The organism is Pseudonocardia xinjiangensis (genome assembly GCF_050948425.1).
GTDB classification, from domain to species: Bacteria; Actinomycetota; Actinomycetes; order Mycobacteriales; family Pseudonocardiaceae; genus Pseudonocardia; species Pseudonocardia xinjiangensis.
On record NZ_CP192009.1, the window covers coordinates 6,354,714 to 6,371,193 of the forward strand.

Consider the following 16,480-nt stretch of genomic DNA (forward strand, 5'->3'; position numbering starts at 1 on the left):
CGTCATCGGTACTCACGGCCGGTGTCTACCACCCGCCGTGCGCGGTCATGCCTTCCGGTACCGGGCGTCGAAGAAGCAGTAGACCCCGAACGCGACCAGTCCGAGAGCCAGCACCATGAGGACCACCGGCCCGTACGGCTGGTCGGCCACGACCTGCAGCCCCGCGTCGAGACCGGTCGGCTGCGCCGGGTCGAACCGCACCGCGGCGACGACGAGCAGCACGCCGGGGATCCCGTAGACCAGCCCGAGCGCGGTCCACCCGACCTGGCCGATACGGGTGACCAGCAGCGAGCGGTTGAGCCCCGCCCCCCGCAGGTCGAGCTCGCGCAGGAACGCGTGCGTGGGGCCACGGTGCACCGCGTAGCCGCCCCCGATGACGAGCCCGACGCCGGCGAGTCCCACGAGCAGCGGGCCCCCGGGCAGGCCGAACACGACCGTGGCGAACGACGGCTTCTGCGACGGTGCGCCTCCGCTCGCGGCGACCGATCCGGCCGACCAGGCCAGCACGCCGAACAGCGCCGCCTCCGCGAGGTTGACGGCGGTCCGCAGCACGCGGTTCCCGACCGGTTCTCCGCGGTGGCCCCACACGGCCTCGGCGAGCTGCCAGACCACGAGAGCGACCAGGCCGACCGTGATCACCCACAGCAGGACCACCCCCGGTCCCCGCTCCGCGATCGCCTGGAGCGCGCCCTTCTTGTCGACCCGTTCCCGATCACCGAGCGCGACCTGCACGGCGAGCGCGGCGACCAGCAGGTGCACCACGCCGTACGCCACCAGGCCGACGCGGCCGAGCAGGACCACGGGGGCACTGCGGACCACGTCCCGCGCCGCCGCTCCGGTGTCGGACACCATGCGCACCTCCTCGTGCGCGCGAAGCGTCCCCCGGGCCGGGCGACACCGCCACTCGGCGGGAGAACTGCGGACCGGCGGCCCGAGCTCAGTGCGCCCCGGTGATCGTGGCGCTGCCCAGCACGACGTCGCCCGCGTCGTCCGGGCGGTACAGGGCGACCGCCTGGCCAGGAGCGACACCGCGCAGCGGCTCGTCGAGCTCAACGCGCAGCCCGTCGGCCGACGGCACGGCCACCGCTGCGGCCAGCCCGCCGTGGGCCCGGACCTGGGCCACGCACGGGAACCGGTCGGCCGGCGCGTGTCCCGCGCTCCAGACCGGGCGGACGGCGTCGATCGTGCGGACGTCGAGCGCGGACGCCGGCCCGACCCGGACGGTGCCGGTGACCGGCTCGATCCCCAGCACGTAGCGGGGACGGCCGTCGCCTGCGGGCGCGTCGATGCCGAGGCCCTTGCGCTGCCCGACCGTGAACCCGTGCACGCCGTCGTGGCGGGCCAGCTCCTCGCCGGTGGCGTGGTCGACCACCGGGCCCGGCCGGGCGCCGACGCGGGCGCCGAGGAACGCGCGGGTGTCGCCGGAGGGGATGAAGCAGATGTCGTGGCTGTCGGGCTTGTCGGCCACCCGCAGGCCGCGGGCGGCGGCCTCGGCGCGCACGGCGGGCTTCTCGGTGTCGCCGATGGGGAACATCGCGTGGGCCAGCTGGTGCTGCGTCAGCACGGCGAGCACGTACGACTGGTCCTTGCCGTCGTCGACGGCGCGGCGCAGCTCGCCGGCGGTGAGGCGCGCGTAGTGCCCGGTGCAGACCGCGTCGAAGCCGAGCCCGAGCGCCCGCTCCAGCAGGGCCGAGAACTTGATCTTCTCGTTGCACCGAAGGCACGGGTTGGGGGTCTGTCCCGCCGCGTACGCCGCGACGAAGTCGTCCACCACGTCGGCGGTGAAGCGCGCGGCGAAGTCCCAGACGTAGAACGGGATGTCGAGGACGTCGGCGGCCCGCCGGGCGTCGGAGGCGTCCTCCCGTGAGCAGCACCCCCGGGAGCCACCGCGCAGCGCGGCCGGGGTCTCCGACAGCGCCAGGTGCACCCCGACGACGTCGTGCCCGGCCTCGACGGCGCGGGCCGCCGCCACGGCGGAATCGACCCCGCCGCTCATCGCGGCCAGCACCCTCATCGGACCGCTGCCGGCTGCCCTGCCCGCCGCGCCCGCTCGACCACGGCGCCGATCACCGCGACCACGGCGTCGACGTCGGCGGGGGTGGAGGTGTGGCCGAGGGAGAACCGCAGCGAGCCGCGCGCGGTGGCCTCGTCGGCACCCATCGCGAGCAGCACGTGGCTGGGCTGCGCCACCCCCGCGGTGCACGCCGAGCCGGTGGAGCACTCGATGCCGTGCGCGTCGAGCAGCATGAGCAGGCTGTCGCCCTCGCAGCCGGGGAAGGACAGGTGCGCGTTGCCCGGGAGCCGCGACGGGCCGCCCTCGACGACGCCGGTGCCCGGGTCGCCGTTGAGCGTGGCGTCCGGGACGGCGGCGAGGATCTTGCCGACGAGGTCGTCGCGCAGCCCGGCGATGGTGGCCGCCCGACGGGCCGAGCCGGTGGCCGCCACCTCGACGGCGGCGGCCAGGCTCACCACGGCCGGGGTGTCCAGGGTGCCGGACCGCACGTCACGTTCCTGGCCGCCACCGTGCAGGAGCGGGGTGAGCGCCACCTCCCGCCCGAGCAGCAGCACGCCGACCCCGATGGGGCCGCCGAGCTTGTGGCCGGTGAGGGTGAGCGCGTCCGCCCCGCACGCCGCGAAGTCGACCGGCAGGACGCCGACTGCCTGCACCGCGTCGCTGTGGATCGGCACGTCGAAGTCGTGGGCGATGGCGGCGAGCTCGCGGACCGGGTTGACGGTGCCGACCTCGTTGTTGGCCCACATGACCGAGACCAGCGCCACCCGCTCGGGGTCGCGGGCGAGCGCGGCCCGCAGCGTCTCGGGGCGGACCCGGCCGACCTCGTCGACCTCCAGCAGCTCCACCTCGGCGCCCTCGTGGTGGGCGAGCCACTCCGCGGAGTCGAGCACCGCGTGGTGCTCGATCGCCGAGACCAGCACCCGGGTGCGGCGCGGGTCGGCGGCCCGGCGCGCCCAGTACAGGCCCTTGACCGCCAGGTTGTCGCTCTCGGTGCCACCGGTGGTGAACACGACCTCCGACGGCCGCGCGCCCACCGCGGCCGCGATCCGTTCGCGGGACTCCTCGACGGCGCGCCGGGCGCGGCGTCCCGCGGTGTGGAGCGAGGAGGCGTTGCCGGTGCGACGCATCGCATCGGTCATCGCCGCCACCGCCTCGTCGAGCATCGGGGTGGTGGCGGCGTGGTCGAGATAGATCGCTGGAGGTGTCACTGAGCTCTACGCTGCCATTCAGGTCGGCTACCCGTCCCGGTCATTGAACGCGCCCCCAGAGTAGTCGCCCGCGGTGGGCCACCCCGGGCTATGCGGCCACCGGGGCGGCGGCGCAGGACGGGTGGTGCCGCGTGTGCGGATGCGTCACGCCGGTGTGCGCCCCGACCGCATCCGCGGCGAGCCGGGCCAGCTCCCGCCGGTCGGCAGCCACGCCGGGCGGGATCACCGGGAGCACGGTCAGCTCGCAGACCAGCGCGGGCAGTCGCAGGACCCGGGAGAGCGAGTCCCAGAGCGTCTGATCCCCGACGAACGCCGACGACCGGTCCGCACTCCCGTCGGGGCGCCGCAGCCCGATCGCCACCGGTCGCACCGGCACCTCCGCGTCGACGGCAGCCTGGAACGCCGCCCGCCGGAACGTCCCCGCCGCGGCACCACACCACGTCGTGCCCTCCGGGAAGACGCCGACGACGGCCCCGGAGCGCAGCGCCTGGGTCGTGGCGGCGACGGTGGCGGGAAGGGAGCGGAGCCCGGCGCGGTCGACGAACAGGGCGCCGGTGCGCGCGGCCAGCCCTCCGATGACCGGCCAGTCCCGCAGCTCCTGCTTGGCGAGCATCCGCACGGGCTGCACGGCGCCCATGGCGAGCACGTCGATCCAGGACAGGTGGTTGGCGACGACGAGCACGCCCGCCCCGCCGGTGGAGAAGCCGCCGTTGACGCGCAGCCGCACCCCCACCGCACGCAGGGCGGCCCGGCAGCCCACGCGCAGCGCGTGTCCCCGCACGGGGCCGCGCAGCAGCGGCACGGCCAGCACGGCGCCCACGAGCACGGCGGCGAGCAGCACCACGACCAGCCGGGCCAGTCGCGACGCCATGCGCAGCCGGGAGGCGGCGTCCCGGTCGTCGTCCTGCAGGCAGCCCGGTCCGCACGGCGACGAGGGCGCCCAGCCCGCCGCCTGCTGCGCCGGGTGCGGTAGCGCCGTCGGCCCGGTCATTCCGCGTCACCCAGGAAGAACCGCACGTACCGCTCGTCCATGTGGTCCAGGCCGAGCAGCACCATGAAGTCGGCGCAGTCGAAGTCCGGGTCGTGCGCGGGCTCTCCGGCCACCCACGCCCCGAGCCGCAGGTAGCCGCGCAGCAGCGGGGGCAGCTGGACCCGCTGGGGCGCAGCGGTGCCGGCCGGGTCCCACGGCCGCAGCGGCTGCACGCGGTACGGCTGCGGGGACAGGTGCCGCGCACGCACGCGGTCGCGGACGCCGGCGGCGAGCCCGCCCCCGTCGCCCAGCGGGACGCTCGCGCAGCCGCCCAGCCACCGGTTCCCCGTCAGCAGCATGTACCGGGCGATGCCGGCCCAGACGAGCCCCACGACCGCCCCGTCGCGGTGGTCGGGGTGCACGCAGGACCGTCCGGTCTCCACGAGCGACGGCCGCAGCGGCGCCAGCGCGTCGATCACGAACTCGGACTCCATGTAGAGCCCGCCCGCCGCGCGCGCCCGGTCGGGCGGCAGCATCCGGTAGGTGCCGACGATCTCGCCGGTGACGTCGTCGCGGACCACGAGGTGGTCGCAGAACTCGTCGAAGTGGTCGATGTCGAGGCCGGCCTGCGGGGTGTGCAGCACGGCGCCGAGCTCTCCGGCGAAGACGCGGTGACGCAGCCGTTGGGCCTCGCGTACCTCGTCCGGGTCAGTGGTGATCAACAGCGAGTAGCGTGAGGTTGCGGCCTGCGGAGTACGCGCCAGAACCTGCGATGAGGTCACGCCGGTGTTGGTACGGGACGTGGGCGAACGCCGAACCCCGCGGGCGTCGACCGGTGGTGGCAACCCGATGAACAGCGCCGATCGCGCCCCGGACGGCGCTCACCGCCCGGGGCACTGACCGCGCGGGAAGATCAGCCCTTGCGCTTGGCGATCTCGTCCTTGAGCTGCGGGGCCACCTTGAACAGGTCGCCCACCACGCCGAAGTCGGCGATCTCGAAGATCGGCGCCTCCGCGTCCTTGTTCACCGCGATGATCGTCTTGGACGTCTGCATCCCGGCCCGGTGCTGGATCGCCCCCGAGATGCCCAGTGCGATGTAGAGCTGCGGCGACACCGTCTTGCCGGTCTGCCCCACCTGGAACTGGTGGGGGTAGTACCCGGAGTCGACCGCGGCGCGGGAGGCACCGACCGCGGCACCGAGCGAGTCGGCGAGTGCCTCGACGACCTGGAAGTCGTCGGCCGAGCCCACGCCGCGGCCACCGGACACGACGACCGACGCCTCGGTCAGCTCCGGACGGTCCCCGCCGACGATCGGCTCCCGGCTCGTGACGGTGGCGGCCCTGCCCTGGCTCGCCGGCACCGGCACGCTCTCCTCGACGCCTGCGCCCGCGGCGGGCTCGATCTCCACCGAACCCGGACGCAGCGTGATCACGGGGTGGGCGGTGGTGGCCCGGGCCTCCGCGATGTAGGCGCCACCGAACACCGAGTGCGTGACGCCGTCGGCGGACACGGCGACCACGTCACCGAGCAGCCCGCTGTTGGTGCGTACCGCGAGCCGCCCGGCGATCTCCTTGCCGTCGGCCGACACCGCGATCAGCACCGCCGCCGGGTCCTTCGACTCGACCAGCGACGCCAGCACCCCCACCTCGGGGGTGAGGAAGTCGGTGGAGTCGGTCTCAGCGACGTAGATCTTCTCGGCGCCGTGCTCCTTCAGCACGTCGGCGAGCTTGGCGGCCGTGCCCGCGGCACCCACCACCACCGCCGACGGCTCGCCCAGCGCACGGGCGGCGGTCAGCAGTTCGAACGTGCTCTTCTTGATCTCACCCTCGAGGTGGTCGACGAGGACCAGCACCTCGGCCATGAGCTTCTCCTCTTTCCCGTCGAACGCTTCTCAGATGAGCTTCTGGGCGACCAGGAACGCGGCCACCTTCGCGCCGCCGTCACCCTCGTCCTCGATCTTCTCCCCGCCGCTCTTGGGCGGCTTGGGCTGCGACGAGGCCACGGTGGTCAGCGCGGTGGCCAGCCCCACCTCGGACGGGTCGATCCCCGCGTCCGCCAGCGAGAGGGTGACCACCGGCTTCTTCTTCGCCGCCATGATCCCCTTGAACGACGGGTAGCGCGGCTCGTTGATCTTCTCTCCCACGCTCACCACCGCGGGAAGCTCGGCACTGAGGTGGGTGACGCCGTCGTCGGTCTCGCGCCTGACGGTCACCGTGGACCCGTCGACGGTGACCTCACGGGCGTGCGTCAGCGCCGGCAGGCCGAGCACGTCGGCCACCATCGCGGGCACCGCGGCGCTCCGGCCGTCGGACGCCTCGTTGCCGGCCACCACCAGGTCGAACCCGCCCTCGACGGTGCCCAGCACCGTGGCCAGCGCCTTGGCGGTCTGCACCGCGCACGAGCCGTGCAGAGCCTCGTCCGACAGGTGCACCGCCTTGTCCGCGCCCATCGACAGCGCCTTGCGGATCGCGTCGGTGGCGCGCGCGGGCCCCATCGTCAGGACGGTGACCTCGCCGTCGTGGGCCTCCTTCAACTGCAGGGCCGCCTCCACCGCACGCTCGTTGATCTCGTCGAGCACCGCGTCGGTGGCGTCCCGGTCCAGGGTGCCGTCCGACGAGTTGAGCTTGCGCTCCGAGTAGGTATCCGGCACCTGCTTGACCAGCACGACGATGTTCATCGGACCTCTTCGACCTCCTGCCGGTGCGGACGAGCCGCGGTGGGCCTCACGGAGGACGCCCGCGTTCGGCGTCCAGCTGCCGACTCTGCCACGCCCGCGGGTGCGCGCCGTGGCCAGCCGGATCGCGCAATTGTTACCAGCGAGTAGCCAGCCCGCAAACGGGCCCCCGGGTGAAACTCCTCACCCGAGCGAGCACCGGCGCCGGTTCCTCGTGTGGCGATCCAGTCGAGCGGGTATCCGACAAAATGCCCATCATGGATCGCATCAAGCACTTCCTCGCCAGCCCGCAGGGCCGGCGCATGACCGACCAGGGCCGCCGCATGGCGTCCGACCCCCGCAACCAGGAGCGTGCCCGCGGCCTGTTGGCGCGCCTGCGCCGCCGCTGACCGGCGGGCCCCTCGCTTCCGTCGCCCGGAGCAGCTGAAGCCCGGATAGGGTCGGGCACCCGTCTACACGCGGAGCTGCCCCATGTCCGTCCTGGTCCGAGCCCACCCGACCCGGAGATCCGACACGATCCGGACATGGGGGGCGGCGATGACGCTGGCCGTCGTCGCGGCCGCGTGTGGCAATCCCGGCAACGGTGAGGTGGAGCTCGAACCGCACTCCGCCCCGGGCCAGCCGCCGGGCACGATCCTCCTGGCGGCGGGTACTGACGTCGCCGGCACCGTGCAGCGGGTGCAGGGCGCGATCACCGCCGATGGCGGCTCCGTGACCACGGTGGTCGACCACACCGCCTCGGCCCGGGAGGCCGGGACGACGATCCCGGCCTCCACACTGGTCATCGGCGGATCTCCCGCCGGCCAGTGGCCGCTGCTGCGTATCGACCAGCGGGCCGGCGCCGAGCTCCCGCAGCGCTACCTGATGCGCCAGGCCGCCGACGGCTCGGTGAGCCTCACGGTCGACAGCGCCGACTACATCGCCGCGGTGTCGGGCATCGGCGACCTCGCCGCGCGCGATGCGCTGCAGAGCTCCACCGCAGCCGTCCTCACCGCAGCGGTGCCGGGCGCCCGCATCCCGGTGGGGTCCCCGCTGGTCGGCGTGACGCCGTCCGGCCATCTCGTCACCGTCTACGGCAGCCTCGACGTCCCCGCCACCGTCGAGCGGCTGCGCCGCGAGGCCGACCGCAGCCCCACCCGCTCGCTCGCCGTGGTCGACCTGGCCGCGGGGTCGGCCACCCCGGGGCCGCCGATCCGGCCCACCTCCGTCGTGTTCGTCAGCAACCCGGCCGCCGAGGCCCCGCTGCTCGCCGCCGCCCCCTCCATCGGGCTGGACCTGCCACTGCGCTTCGTCGTGTGGGTCGACGAGCAGAACCTCACCCAGATCGGCTATCCGGACGTGGCCCGGCTCGCCGCCCGGCACGGCGTGGCTGCCGACAACCCGAATGTCGTGCGGATGGCCGCAGATTCCGACCGGCTCGCGCGACTCGCGGCCGGCCTCATCGAATGAAGTACGGAGCGACACGGTGATCGTGACCGGGTACGACGACCGGCAGGGCTGCGGCTACGTCCTCAGCACCGGGCCAGACGCCGCCGAGGGCCTGCCGGGCGGTAAGCCGGTGAGCCACAACGGGGTGTCGGTGCTGGCCACCCCCGAGCTGGCCGCGCTACTCAAGGATGCGCTGGCCCACCGGCCGACAGCCCTGCTGAGCTGGTCGGGGCCGCGGGTCCCCCTCACCCTGGACGACACCACGCTGCTCGCCTGGCTCAGGTACGACGTCGGTGGTGTGCTCACCGTGCGGGGCACGCCCGGCCCGCACCCGAGGGCGTCGGGCTGACACCGTCACGTCGTCAGGCCTCACGGCCTGGCCGGTCGATCAGCTCGACGGCGGCGACGCCGCCGGCCGGCCGATGACGCAGGAGGGCATCTCGGCGATGAGCAGCAAGCTCGACGTGCTCATGCGCCTCGGTGACGCCCGAACCGCGGGCGTTCTGACCGAGGAGGAGTTCACCTCGCAGAAGACCCAGCTCCTGAGCCATTGACGACGTCGGCACTCCCGGACCGGCGGATGGCCCGTGCGTGGACCGTGACGGTGCGTCGTGAGACGGTGCCCGGCGTGAGGACCCCTTCATCCGCCGGATCGGCACGGAACAACCGAGCGAGGGGTGCGCGTGTCGATGCGTGATGCCGTTGCTGATCAGGGGGCCGGCCTGCCGCTGACCGGCGAGCGCACCGTGCCCGGCATCGTCGAGGAGAACTACTGGTTCCGCCGCCACGAGGTGATCTACCGGGCGCTGCTCCCGCGCTGCACGGGTGCCGTCGTGCTGGAAGCGGGGTGCGGGGAGGGCTACGGAGCCGGCCTGCTGGCCGAGGGCGCGGCCGCCGTGCTGGCGCTGGACTACGACCCGGCCACGGCCGCGCACGTGGCCCGGCGCTACCCGCGAGTCGGCTCCGCGCGGGCCAACCTCGTGGCACTCCCGGTGCGCGACGGTGGCTGTGACGCGGTGGTGACGTTGCAGGTGATCGAGCACCTCTGGGAGCAGGAGCGGTTCCTGCGTGAGTGCCACCGCGTGCTGCGGCCCGGTGGTGCCCTGTTCGTCTCCACCCCCAACCGGATCACCTTCTCCCCCGGGCGCGACACCCCGCTCAACCCGTTCCACACCCGGGAGCTGGCCGCGGCGGAGCTGGCCGGGCTCGTGCGCGACGCGGGGTTCGCCGGCGTCGAGGTACTCGGGCTGCACCACGGTCCCCGGCTGCGCGCCCTCGACGCCCGCCACGGCGGTTCGATCGTCGGCGCGCAGGTTGCGGTGGCGGTCGGCGGTACGGACTGGCCCCCGGCCCTGCTCGGCGACGTCTCCTCGGTGACGTGCGCCGACTTCGAGCTCACCGCCGACGATCTCGACGCGAGCCTGGACCTCGTCGCCGTCGCGGTGCGTCCATGAGTGAGCCTGCGGGGACGTTCTGCCTCGTCCTGCACAGCCACCTCCCGTGGCTCGCCCACCACGGGCGCTGGCCGGTCGGGGAGGAGTGGCTCTACCAGGCATGGGCGCACGCCTACCTCCCGGTGCTCGACGTCGTGGAGCGGCTCGCCGCCGAGGGCTTCCGTGACCAGCTGACGCTCGGGGTCACGCCCGTGCTCGCCGCGCAGCTGGACGACCCGCACTGCCTGCGTGGCATGCACGACTGGCTCGGCGGCTGGCTGCTGCGCGCCCACGGCGCCGCCCCGCGGCTCCCGGATCTGGCCACCCACGAACACCGCGCCGCCACCGCGGCTCTCGCGCTGTTCGAGTCCCGCTGGCGCCACGGCGCGTCGCCGGTGCTGCGCCGCCTCGCCGACGCCGGGGCGCTGGAGCTGCTCGGCGGCCCCGCGACGCATCCGTTCGCCCCGCTGCTGCTGCCCGAGGTCCGGGCGTTCGCGCTCGAGACCGGGCTCGCCGACACCACGATCCGGCTCGGCTCGCGGCCCGCCGGCATCTGGGCGCCCGAGTGCGGCTACGCGCCGGGCATGGAACACGGGTACGCCGCGGCGGGAGTGCGGCGCTTCCTCGTCGACGGGCCCGCGCTGCACGGCGACACCGCGCTCGCGCGCCCGGCCGGTGGCTCGGACGTGCTCGCCTTCGGCCGCGACCTGGAGGTGACCTACCGGGTGTGGTCGCCGCGCTCCGGGTATCCGGGCGACCGCGACTACCGCGACTTCCACACGTTCGACCACCCGTCGGGGCTCAAGCCCGCCCGCGTCACGGGGCGGGCGGTGGCCCCGGAGGACAAGCAGCCCTACGACCCCGCGCGCGCCGCCGCCGCCGTGGCCCGCGACGCCGCCGACTTCGTGTCGGTCGTCCGGGAACGGCTCCTGAACCTGCAGGAACGGCTGGGCCGCCCCGCGCTCACCGTCGCCGCCTTCGACACCGAGCTGTTCGGCCACTGGTGGCACGAGGGGCCTGCCTGGCTGGAGGCGGTGCTGCGCGCGCTGCCCGAGGCGGGCGTGCGGGTGACCACCCTGCGCGGTGCCGCCGACGCCGGGCTCGTCGGCGAGCCGGTCGAGCTGCCGCCGTCGTCCTGGGGGTCGGGGAAGGACTGGCGCGTGTGGGCAGGCGACCAGGTCGCCGACTTCGTGACGCTGAACGAACAGGTGCAGAAGACGCTGCTGGGCTCCGTCGCACCGGGCCTGGCCCGCGACCCGGTGCGGGACGCGCTCGCGCAGGAGGCGCTGCTCGCGCTGTCGAGCGACTGGGCCTTCATGGTCAGCAAGGACTCGGCGGCCGACTACGCACGTTCCCGCGCGTACGGGCACGCCGGCCGGGTGGAGGAGCTGGCGGGGCTGCTCACGGACGGAAGCCGGACGGAGGCCGCCCGCCGCATCGCGTCCTGGCCCGCCCGCCCCTTCGGCCACGTGGACGCCCGCGCGCTCTGACCCGAGCGCACCGTGCACACCTCGTGGCCACCGTGCACATGTCAGGACGTGTGCACGGTGGCCACGGCGTGTGCACGGTCGGGGGATCACCGGACTTACCGCCGGGTAGTTTCCCGGGGATGCGGGTGCTGATGGTGTCCTGGGAGTACCCACCGGTGGTGGTCGGGGGCCTGGGCCGGCACGTGCACGCCCTCGCGACGGAGCTGGCGGCGGCCGGGCACGAGGTCGTCGTCCTGTCGCGCCAGCCCACCGGCACCGACGCAGGCACGCATCCGACGCAGGACGAGGTCGTCGACGGGGTGCGCGTGCTGCGCGTCGCCGAGGACCCGGCGCACCTCGAGTTCGAACGGGACATGGTGGCCTGGACGCTGGCCATGGGACACGCGCTCCTGCGGGCCGCGCTCACCCGGCTCATCGGGTGGCGCCCCGACGTCGTGCACGCCCACGACTGGCTCGTGGCGCATCCGGCGATCGCGCTGGCCGACGTACTGGGAGTGCCGCTGGTCGCCACGATCCACGCCACCGAGGCGGGGCGGTACGCGGGCTGGCTGTCTTCACCTCTGAGCCGGCAGGTGCATTCCACGGAGTGGTGGCTCGCCAACCGCGCCGACCAGGTGATCACGTGTTCGGCGGCGATGCGCGACGAGGTGGCCGAGCTGTTCGAGCTGGATCCCGCACGGGTCGAGGTGCTGCACAACGGGATCGCCCCCCGGCGCTGGCGCGCTGACCCGGCCAGGGTCGCCGCAGCGGGGAAGCGCTACGCCCCGGCCGGGGAGCCGCTCCTGCTCTACTTCGGGCGGCTCGAGTACGAGAAGGGGGTGCAGGACCTGATCGCGGCGCTCCCGCGGATCCGCCGGGCACACCCGGGGACGAAGGTGCTGGTGGCCGGCACCGGAACCGCGGCGGACCTGCTCGTGCAGTCGGCACGGACGCACCGGGTACGGCGGAGCGTCGAGTTCCTCGGCCACCTGCCCGACGAGGATCTGGTCGCGCTGCTCGCCGCTGCCGACGCCGTGGTCCTGCCCAGCCGCTACGAGCCGTTCGGGATCGTGGCCCTGGAGGCGGCCGCCGGCGGCGCGCCACTCGTGGCGTCGACTGCGGGCGGGCTCGGGGAAGTGGTGGTGGACGGGGTGACCGGGGTGTCGTTCCCACCCGGCGATGTGGCGGCGCTCGCGCGGGCCGTCGGCGCCGTGCTCGGCGACCCGACGGCGGCAGCGCGGCGAGCCGATACGGCACGCGCACGGCTCGCAGTGGACTTCGACTGGGCCCGCATCGCCGCCGAGACCGCTGCGGTGTACGCGGCAGCGCCGGAGGGCGCACCGGCCCAGCTCGGCCGGCCGAAGATCCCGACCGGCAATGTGTTCGGGCGCTCGGCGCCCGGGGTGAGGATCAGGCCGCCTCGTTGCTCATGATCTCCAGCGCGGCGTCGGGGTACTCCTCGACGAGCTGGTGGATGAGGTCATCGCGGTTCTCGGCGACGGCAGCGTTGACGGCTGCCGTGTACTCGTCGTCGAGTGCGTTGAGGCGGCGAACGGTGTCGTCCTTCATGGGGGCACCACTTCCTGGCTGGCGGTTTGTATCCGACGCCCTGTCCAACGCGGGAAGGGCTGCCTTTGTTACCGAGGTTGCGGCAGGTCACATCGATTCAGATTGTGTTAACTCTTCTTGGTGGACGCACTACCTGAAGTTTGCTCCACACGCTCCCGGACGGCCGCTTCCGTCTTACCCGCGATGTCGGTGAGTGCCGCTCTGCGCTCGGCCGCCGCCTCGTAGTCGGCCACGCGGTTGCGCACCACCCTGGCCGGGGCACCTACGGCGACGGAGTACTCCGGGATGTCGCCCCGCACCACCGCGTGCGCCCCCAGCACCGAGCCACGCCCGACCCGGGTGCCGCGCAGTATCGACACCTTCACCCCGATCCAGCAGTCGGGCCCGATCCGGACCGGGGTCTTGACGATGCCTTGGTCCTTGATGGGGACGTGCACGTCCTCCGTGCGGTGGTCGAAGTCGGTGACGTACACCCAGTCCGCCACGATCGTGGCCGCCCCGACCTCCACGTCGAGGTAGCAGTTGATCGTGTTGTCCTTGCCGAACACGACCTTGTCCCCGATGCGCAGCGACCCTTCGTGGCAGCGCAGCGAGTTGCCGTCGCCGATGTGCACCCACCGGCCGATCTCCAGGCGTCCGTACCCGGGGCGGGCGTGCAGCTCGACGCGCCTGCCGAGGAACACCATGCCCCGCAGGATCACGTGCGGGTTCGCCAGCCGGAAACGCAGCAGGCGCCAGTACCGGACCAGGTACCAGGGCGTGTAGGCGCGGTTGCGGATCACCCAGCGCAGCGAGGCGATCGTCAGGAACCGGGCCTGCCGGGGGTCGCGACGCGGGGCGCGCCCCCAGCGGTCACGCAGGGGAGCGCCCCACATGCTGGTCATGACCCGACGATAGGGCTGCCGCGTTTCGCCTGCGCCGCCGCCCGGGTAGTCGCGCAGGTGACCAGTGACAGCTCCCACACGGTCGGCGCCGAGGCGCCCGCCGGCACCGAGGAGGACCGGGTCGTCTCCCGGCGGGTCGACAACCCGACCGGAGCCAGCCCGGAGGACGAGCGCGCGTACGACGCCGCCGACCCCGGATCCGACCCGGCCGAGCCGGACCGGTCGAGCGGGGGCGAGGGAAGCACCGCCGAACGCGCCGACCACGACCTCGACGACGATGACGAGAGCGAGCCGACCCGGTCGGAATGAGGTGCTCTTGCGCCGCCGCGCGTGATCGGACATCGTCCGCGAGGTGTCCCGGATCGCGGTCGTCGGCAGCGTCAACCTCGACCTCGTGGCCCGGGTCCCCCGGCTGCCCGCTCCCGGCGAGACGCTCGCCGCGAGCGACCTGCAGCGGGTGCCCGGCGGCAAGGGTGCCAACCAGGCGCTCGCGGCGCGGCGGCTCGGTGCTGAGGTGACCCTGGTGGCCGCGGTCGGCGACGACCCCGCCGCCGACGAGGCCCTCGCCCTGCTGCACCGCGACGGCGTGGGACTCGACCGGCTGCGCCGGGAGCCCGCGCACCCCACCGGGCAGGCGCTGATCACGGTGGACGACTCCGGTGAGACCACGATCGTCGTCGCCGCGGGCGCCAACGCCGCCCTGCAGGTCACGCCGGACGACGTCCGCGGCGCCGACGCCGTCCTCACCGTGCTGGAGATCCCGGACTCCGCGGTGACGGCCGCGGTGGAGCACGCCGGTGGGCTCGTGGTGCTCAACGCCGCTCCGGCGCGGGCGCTCCCGCCCGCGCTGCTCCGCCAGGTCGACCTGGTGGTCGTCAACACCTCGGAGTACGCCGCGATCGACGGGCTCGACGCCGCGGGCGCCGTGGCCGTCACCGCCGGGGCCGACGGCGCCGTGCTGCGCCGGGGCGGCCGGGAGGTGGCCCGGGCCGCGCCGCCGCCGGTCACGGTCGTCGACGGCACCGCGGCGGGTGACACCTTCACCGCCGCGCTCGTGGTGGCCCTGCTCGACGGCGCGTCCGACGCCGACGCGCTGCGCCGGGCGTGCGCGGCCGGGGCGCTGACCGTGACGCGGCCCGGGGCCCAGCCGTCCCTGCCCACCGCGGCCGAGCTGGCGGCCGTCCTGTGACTGCGCTGATCATCGACACCGACCCGGGCGTGGACGACGCCGTGGCCATCATGCTGGCGCTCGCCTCGCCCGAGGTCGATGTGCGGGCCGTGACCACCGTGTTCGGCAACGTGCCGCTGCGGAGGACCACGGAGAACGCCGGGCGGATCCTCGCTCTCTGCGACCGGTCCGGCGTGCCGCTCGGTGTCGGCGCCGACCGCCCGCTCGTGCACCCGCAGCGCCAGCGCGCCGAGGCGTGGCACGGCGGCGACGGGCTCGGCGGCCGCGCCGACGCGCTGCCCGCTCCCGCTGCAGAACCCGACCCGCGGGGCGCCGTCGGGCTGATGGCGTCGGTGCTGGCCGCGGCGACCGAACCGGTGACGATCGTGCCGATCGGGCCGCTGACCAACATCGCGCTGCTGCTCGCGGTGCATCCGGAGCTGGCACCGCGGATCGGACGGATCGTCGCGATGGGTGGCTCGCTGGGCGCGGGCAACACCGGAGGCGTCGCCGAGTTCAACGTGCACTCCGACCCGGAGGCCGCGCACCGGGTGTTCACCCAGACCGACGTGCCCGTGACGATGGTGCCGCTCGACCTCACGCACCGGTGTACCGCCAGCGCCGACTGGCTCGCCGCGCTCGCGGGCGGCGGTCCCCGGTGCGCGGAGCTCGCGCAGGTGGTCGGCCACTACCACGCGGCCTACCGCACCCGGTACGGCGTGGACGCCGTCGCGCTCCACGACGCACTCGCCGTGCTGGAGGCGATGGTGCCCGGCACGCTCGTGACCACCGCTCTCCCGATCCACGTGGCCTGCGACCTCGGACCGGCCCGGGGAGCCACCGTCGCCGTGCCGGACGCGCCCGGGGCGCCGGTGCACGTCGCCCTCGACGCCGACCCGCAGGCCGTGCTGGCCGAGATACTGGCCCGCCTGCTGCGCCTGGGCTGACGTGCGCTCCTAGGCGAGCCCGTTCTCGATGGCGTAGCGCACCAGTGCGGCGCGGCTGCGCAGCCGCAGCTTGCGCAGCACGTTCTGCACGTGGTTCTCCACCGTGCGCGGGGAGAGGACCAGCCGCGTGGCGATCTGGCGGGCGGTGAGCCCGTCGACCACCAGGCGCAGCACGTCAGCCTCCCGCTCGGTGAGCCGGCGGGCCCCTTCCTGCGGGTCGACGGGCCTGCCGACCTCGTCCAGCACCACGTCGGCGAGCCCGGGGCTGAAGACGGCGTGCCCGGCCGCGGTGCGGCGTACGGCGTCGGCCAGCTCCTCCGCGGAGGCGGGCGCGACGAGATGGCTGGTGGAACCGGCCTGCACGGCGGCGAGCACGGCGGCGTGGTCGGGGGTGGCGGTCAGCGTGAGGACAGCGGCCTGCGGGACCGCCGCGGTGACGGACCCGATCACCGCAAGTGCGGCCCGGCCCTCGGCGAGATCCACGACGACCACCTGCGGGCGTAGCCCGAACACCAGTTGCACGGCGTCGCGGGGCCCGACCGTGCCGAGCAGCTCGACACCGCAGCGGGCGAGCACCGAGGCCGGGTACGCGCCGCCCGTGAACTCACCGACGAGCACGGCGGTGGCCGGACGACCGGCCTCCTCCTCGCTGCCCGCCCGCCCGTCCGCGGCGCCCACGATCATGAAGCGGATCCTCCCAAGGAGTTACGCCGGGA

At 74.3% G+C, this 16,480-nt stretch carries 20 protein-coding genes; 10 read left to right on the plus strand and 10 right to left on the minus strand.

All coding sequences use genetic code 11. The annotated features are described in order from the left end of the window. Positions 1-45: 45 nt before the first annotated feature. The 7 genes from ACQPZA_RS29870 to ACQPZA_RS29900 form a co-directional block, all read right to left on the minus strand. Positions 46-852 (minus strand): DUF1206 domain-containing protein, encoded by an 807-nt coding sequence (locus tag ACQPZA_RS29870; protein ID WP_433275448.1) that lies wholly within the window; start codon positions 850-852, stop codon positions 46-48. Between the two features lie 85 nt (positions 853-937). Then, a complete protein-coding gene (gene mnmA, locus ACQPZA_RS29875) occupies positions 938-2,014 on the minus strand; it encodes a tRNA 2-thiouridine(34) synthase MnmA (protein WP_433275449.1) in 1,077 nt (358 codons plus the stop codon). Further along, positions 2,011-3,222 carry a cysteine desulfurase family protein gene (locus ACQPZA_RS29880; RefSeq protein ID WP_433275450.1) on the minus strand — a complete coding sequence of 404 codons (1,212 nt, stop codon included), beginning with the start codon at positions 3,220-3,222 and terminating at the stop codon, positions 2,011-2,013. Before ACQPZA_RS29880 ends, mnmA begins: the two co-directional genes overlap by 4 nt. A gap of 88 nt (positions 3,223-3,310) precedes the next feature. Further along, positions 3,311-4,213, minus strand: a complete 903-nt coding sequence (locus ACQPZA_RS29885) for a lysophospholipid acyltransferase family protein (protein WP_433275451.1) — start codon at positions 4,211-4,213, stop codon at positions 3,311-3,313. Next, complete coding sequence (locus ACQPZA_RS29890) at positions 4,210-4,974, minus strand: GNAT family N-acetyltransferase (RefSeq protein WP_169394407.1); 765 nt, start codon at positions 4,972-4,974, stop codon at positions 4,210-4,212. Before ACQPZA_RS29890 ends, ACQPZA_RS29885 begins: the two co-directional genes overlap by 4 nt. A gap of 131 nt (positions 4,975-5,105) precedes the next feature. Further along, positions 5,106-6,053 (minus strand): electron transfer flavoprotein subunit alpha/FixB family protein, encoded by a 948-nt coding sequence (locus ACQPZA_RS29895; protein ID WP_433275452.1) that lies wholly within the window; start codon positions 6,051-6,053, stop codon positions 5,106-5,108. 30 nt (positions 6,054-6,083) lie between these two features. Continuing rightward, positions 6,084-6,869: an electron transfer flavoprotein subunit beta/FixA family protein gene (locus ACQPZA_RS29900; protein WP_433275453.1), complete on the minus strand. Its 786-nt coding sequence runs from the start codon at positions 6,867-6,869 to the stop codon at positions 6,084-6,086. A 254-nt stretch (positions 6,870-7,123) separates the two neighbouring features. On the opposite strand from ACQPZA_RS29900, the gene ACQPZA_RS29905 reads away from it, so the two are divergent. The 7 genes from ACQPZA_RS29905 (at position 7,124) to ACQPZA_RS29935 (ending at position 12,629) form a co-directional block, all read left to right on the plus strand. Next, complete coding sequence (locus ACQPZA_RS29905) at positions 7,124-7,255, plus strand: hypothetical protein (protein WP_433275454.1); 132 nt, start codon at positions 7,124-7,126, stop codon at positions 7,253-7,255. Positions 7,256-7,337: 82 nt separating this feature from the next. Next, complete coding sequence (locus tag ACQPZA_RS29910) at positions 7,338-8,315, plus strand: DUF302 domain-containing protein (protein ID WP_433275455.1); 978 nt, start codon at positions 7,338-7,340, stop codon at positions 8,313-8,315. 16 nt (positions 8,316-8,331) lie between these two features. Further along, positions 8,332-8,643, plus strand: a complete 312-nt coding sequence (locus ACQPZA_RS29915; RefSeq protein ID WP_169394403.1) for a hypothetical protein — start codon at positions 8,332-8,334, stop codon at positions 8,641-8,643. 97 nt (positions 8,644-8,740) lie between these two features. Next, the gene (locus tag ACQPZA_RS29920) at positions 8,741-8,848 is read left to right on the plus strand and encodes an SHOCT domain-containing protein (protein ID WP_433275456.1); all 108 of its coding nucleotides are present in this window, start codon (positions 8,741-8,743) and stop codon (positions 8,846-8,848) included. A 135-nt stretch (positions 8,849-8,983) separates the two neighbouring features. After that, the gene (locus ACQPZA_RS29925; protein ID WP_433275457.1) at positions 8,984-9,748 is read left to right on the plus strand and encodes a class I SAM-dependent methyltransferase; all 765 of its coding nucleotides are present in this window, start codon (positions 8,984-8,986) and stop codon (positions 9,746-9,748) included. Next, positions 9,745-11,217: a 1,4-alpha-glucan branching protein domain-containing protein gene (locus tag ACQPZA_RS29930; RefSeq protein ID WP_433275458.1), complete on the plus strand. Its 1,473-nt coding sequence runs from the start codon at positions 9,745-9,747 to the stop codon at positions 11,215-11,217. The genes ACQPZA_RS29925 and ACQPZA_RS29930 overlap by 4 nt, the downstream gene beginning before the upstream one ends. A 119-nt stretch (positions 11,218-11,336) precedes the next feature. Further along, positions 11,337-12,629, plus strand: coding sequence for a glycosyltransferase family 4 protein (locus tag ACQPZA_RS29935; RefSeq protein WP_433275459.1), 1,293 nt, complete (start codon positions 11,337-11,339; stop codon positions 12,627-12,629). Here ACQPZA_RS29935 and ACQPZA_RS29940 read toward each other — a convergent pair. Further along, entirely contained in the window at positions 12,607-12,765 is a 159-nt protein-coding gene (locus tag ACQPZA_RS29940; protein WP_169394398.1) for a hypothetical protein, read from the minus strand. The two genes, ACQPZA_RS29935 and ACQPZA_RS29940, sit on opposite strands and share 23 nt — an antisense overlap. A gap of 107 nt (positions 12,766-12,872) precedes the next feature. Then, positions 12,873-13,649: an acyltransferase gene (locus ACQPZA_RS29945; protein ID WP_433275460.1), complete on the minus strand. Its 777-nt coding sequence runs from the start codon at positions 13,647-13,649 to the stop codon at positions 12,873-12,875. A gap of 57 nt (positions 13,650-13,706) precedes the next feature. On the opposite strand from ACQPZA_RS29945, the gene ACQPZA_RS29950 reads away from it, so the two are divergent. The 3 genes from ACQPZA_RS29950 to ACQPZA_RS29960 are packed head-to-tail and all read left to right on the plus strand — an operon-like array spanning position 13,707 to position 15,764. After that, complete coding sequence (locus ACQPZA_RS29950; RefSeq protein WP_433275461.1) at positions 13,707-13,958, plus strand: hypothetical protein; 252 nt, start codon at positions 13,707-13,709, stop codon at positions 13,956-13,958. Positions 13,959-14,001: 43 nt separating this feature from the next. Next, on the plus strand, positions 14,002-14,838 hold the full coding sequence (locus ACQPZA_RS29955) for a ribokinase (RefSeq protein WP_433275462.1): 837 nt from the start codon (positions 14,002-14,004) through the stop codon (positions 14,836-14,838). Beyond that, entirely contained in the window at positions 14,835-15,764 is a 930-nt protein-coding gene (locus ACQPZA_RS29960) for a nucleoside hydrolase (protein WP_433275463.1), read from the plus strand. The genes ACQPZA_RS29955 and ACQPZA_RS29960 overlap by 4 nt, the downstream gene beginning before the upstream one ends. 9 nt (positions 15,765-15,773) lie before the next feature. On the opposite strand, the gene ACQPZA_RS29965 is transcribed toward ACQPZA_RS29960, so the two are convergent. Continuing rightward, on the minus strand, positions 15,774-16,448 hold the full coding sequence (locus ACQPZA_RS29965) for a response regulator transcription factor (RefSeq protein WP_169394394.1): 675 nt from the start codon (positions 16,446-16,448) through the stop codon (positions 15,774-15,776). Positions 16,449-16,480: the final 32 nt, after the last annotated feature.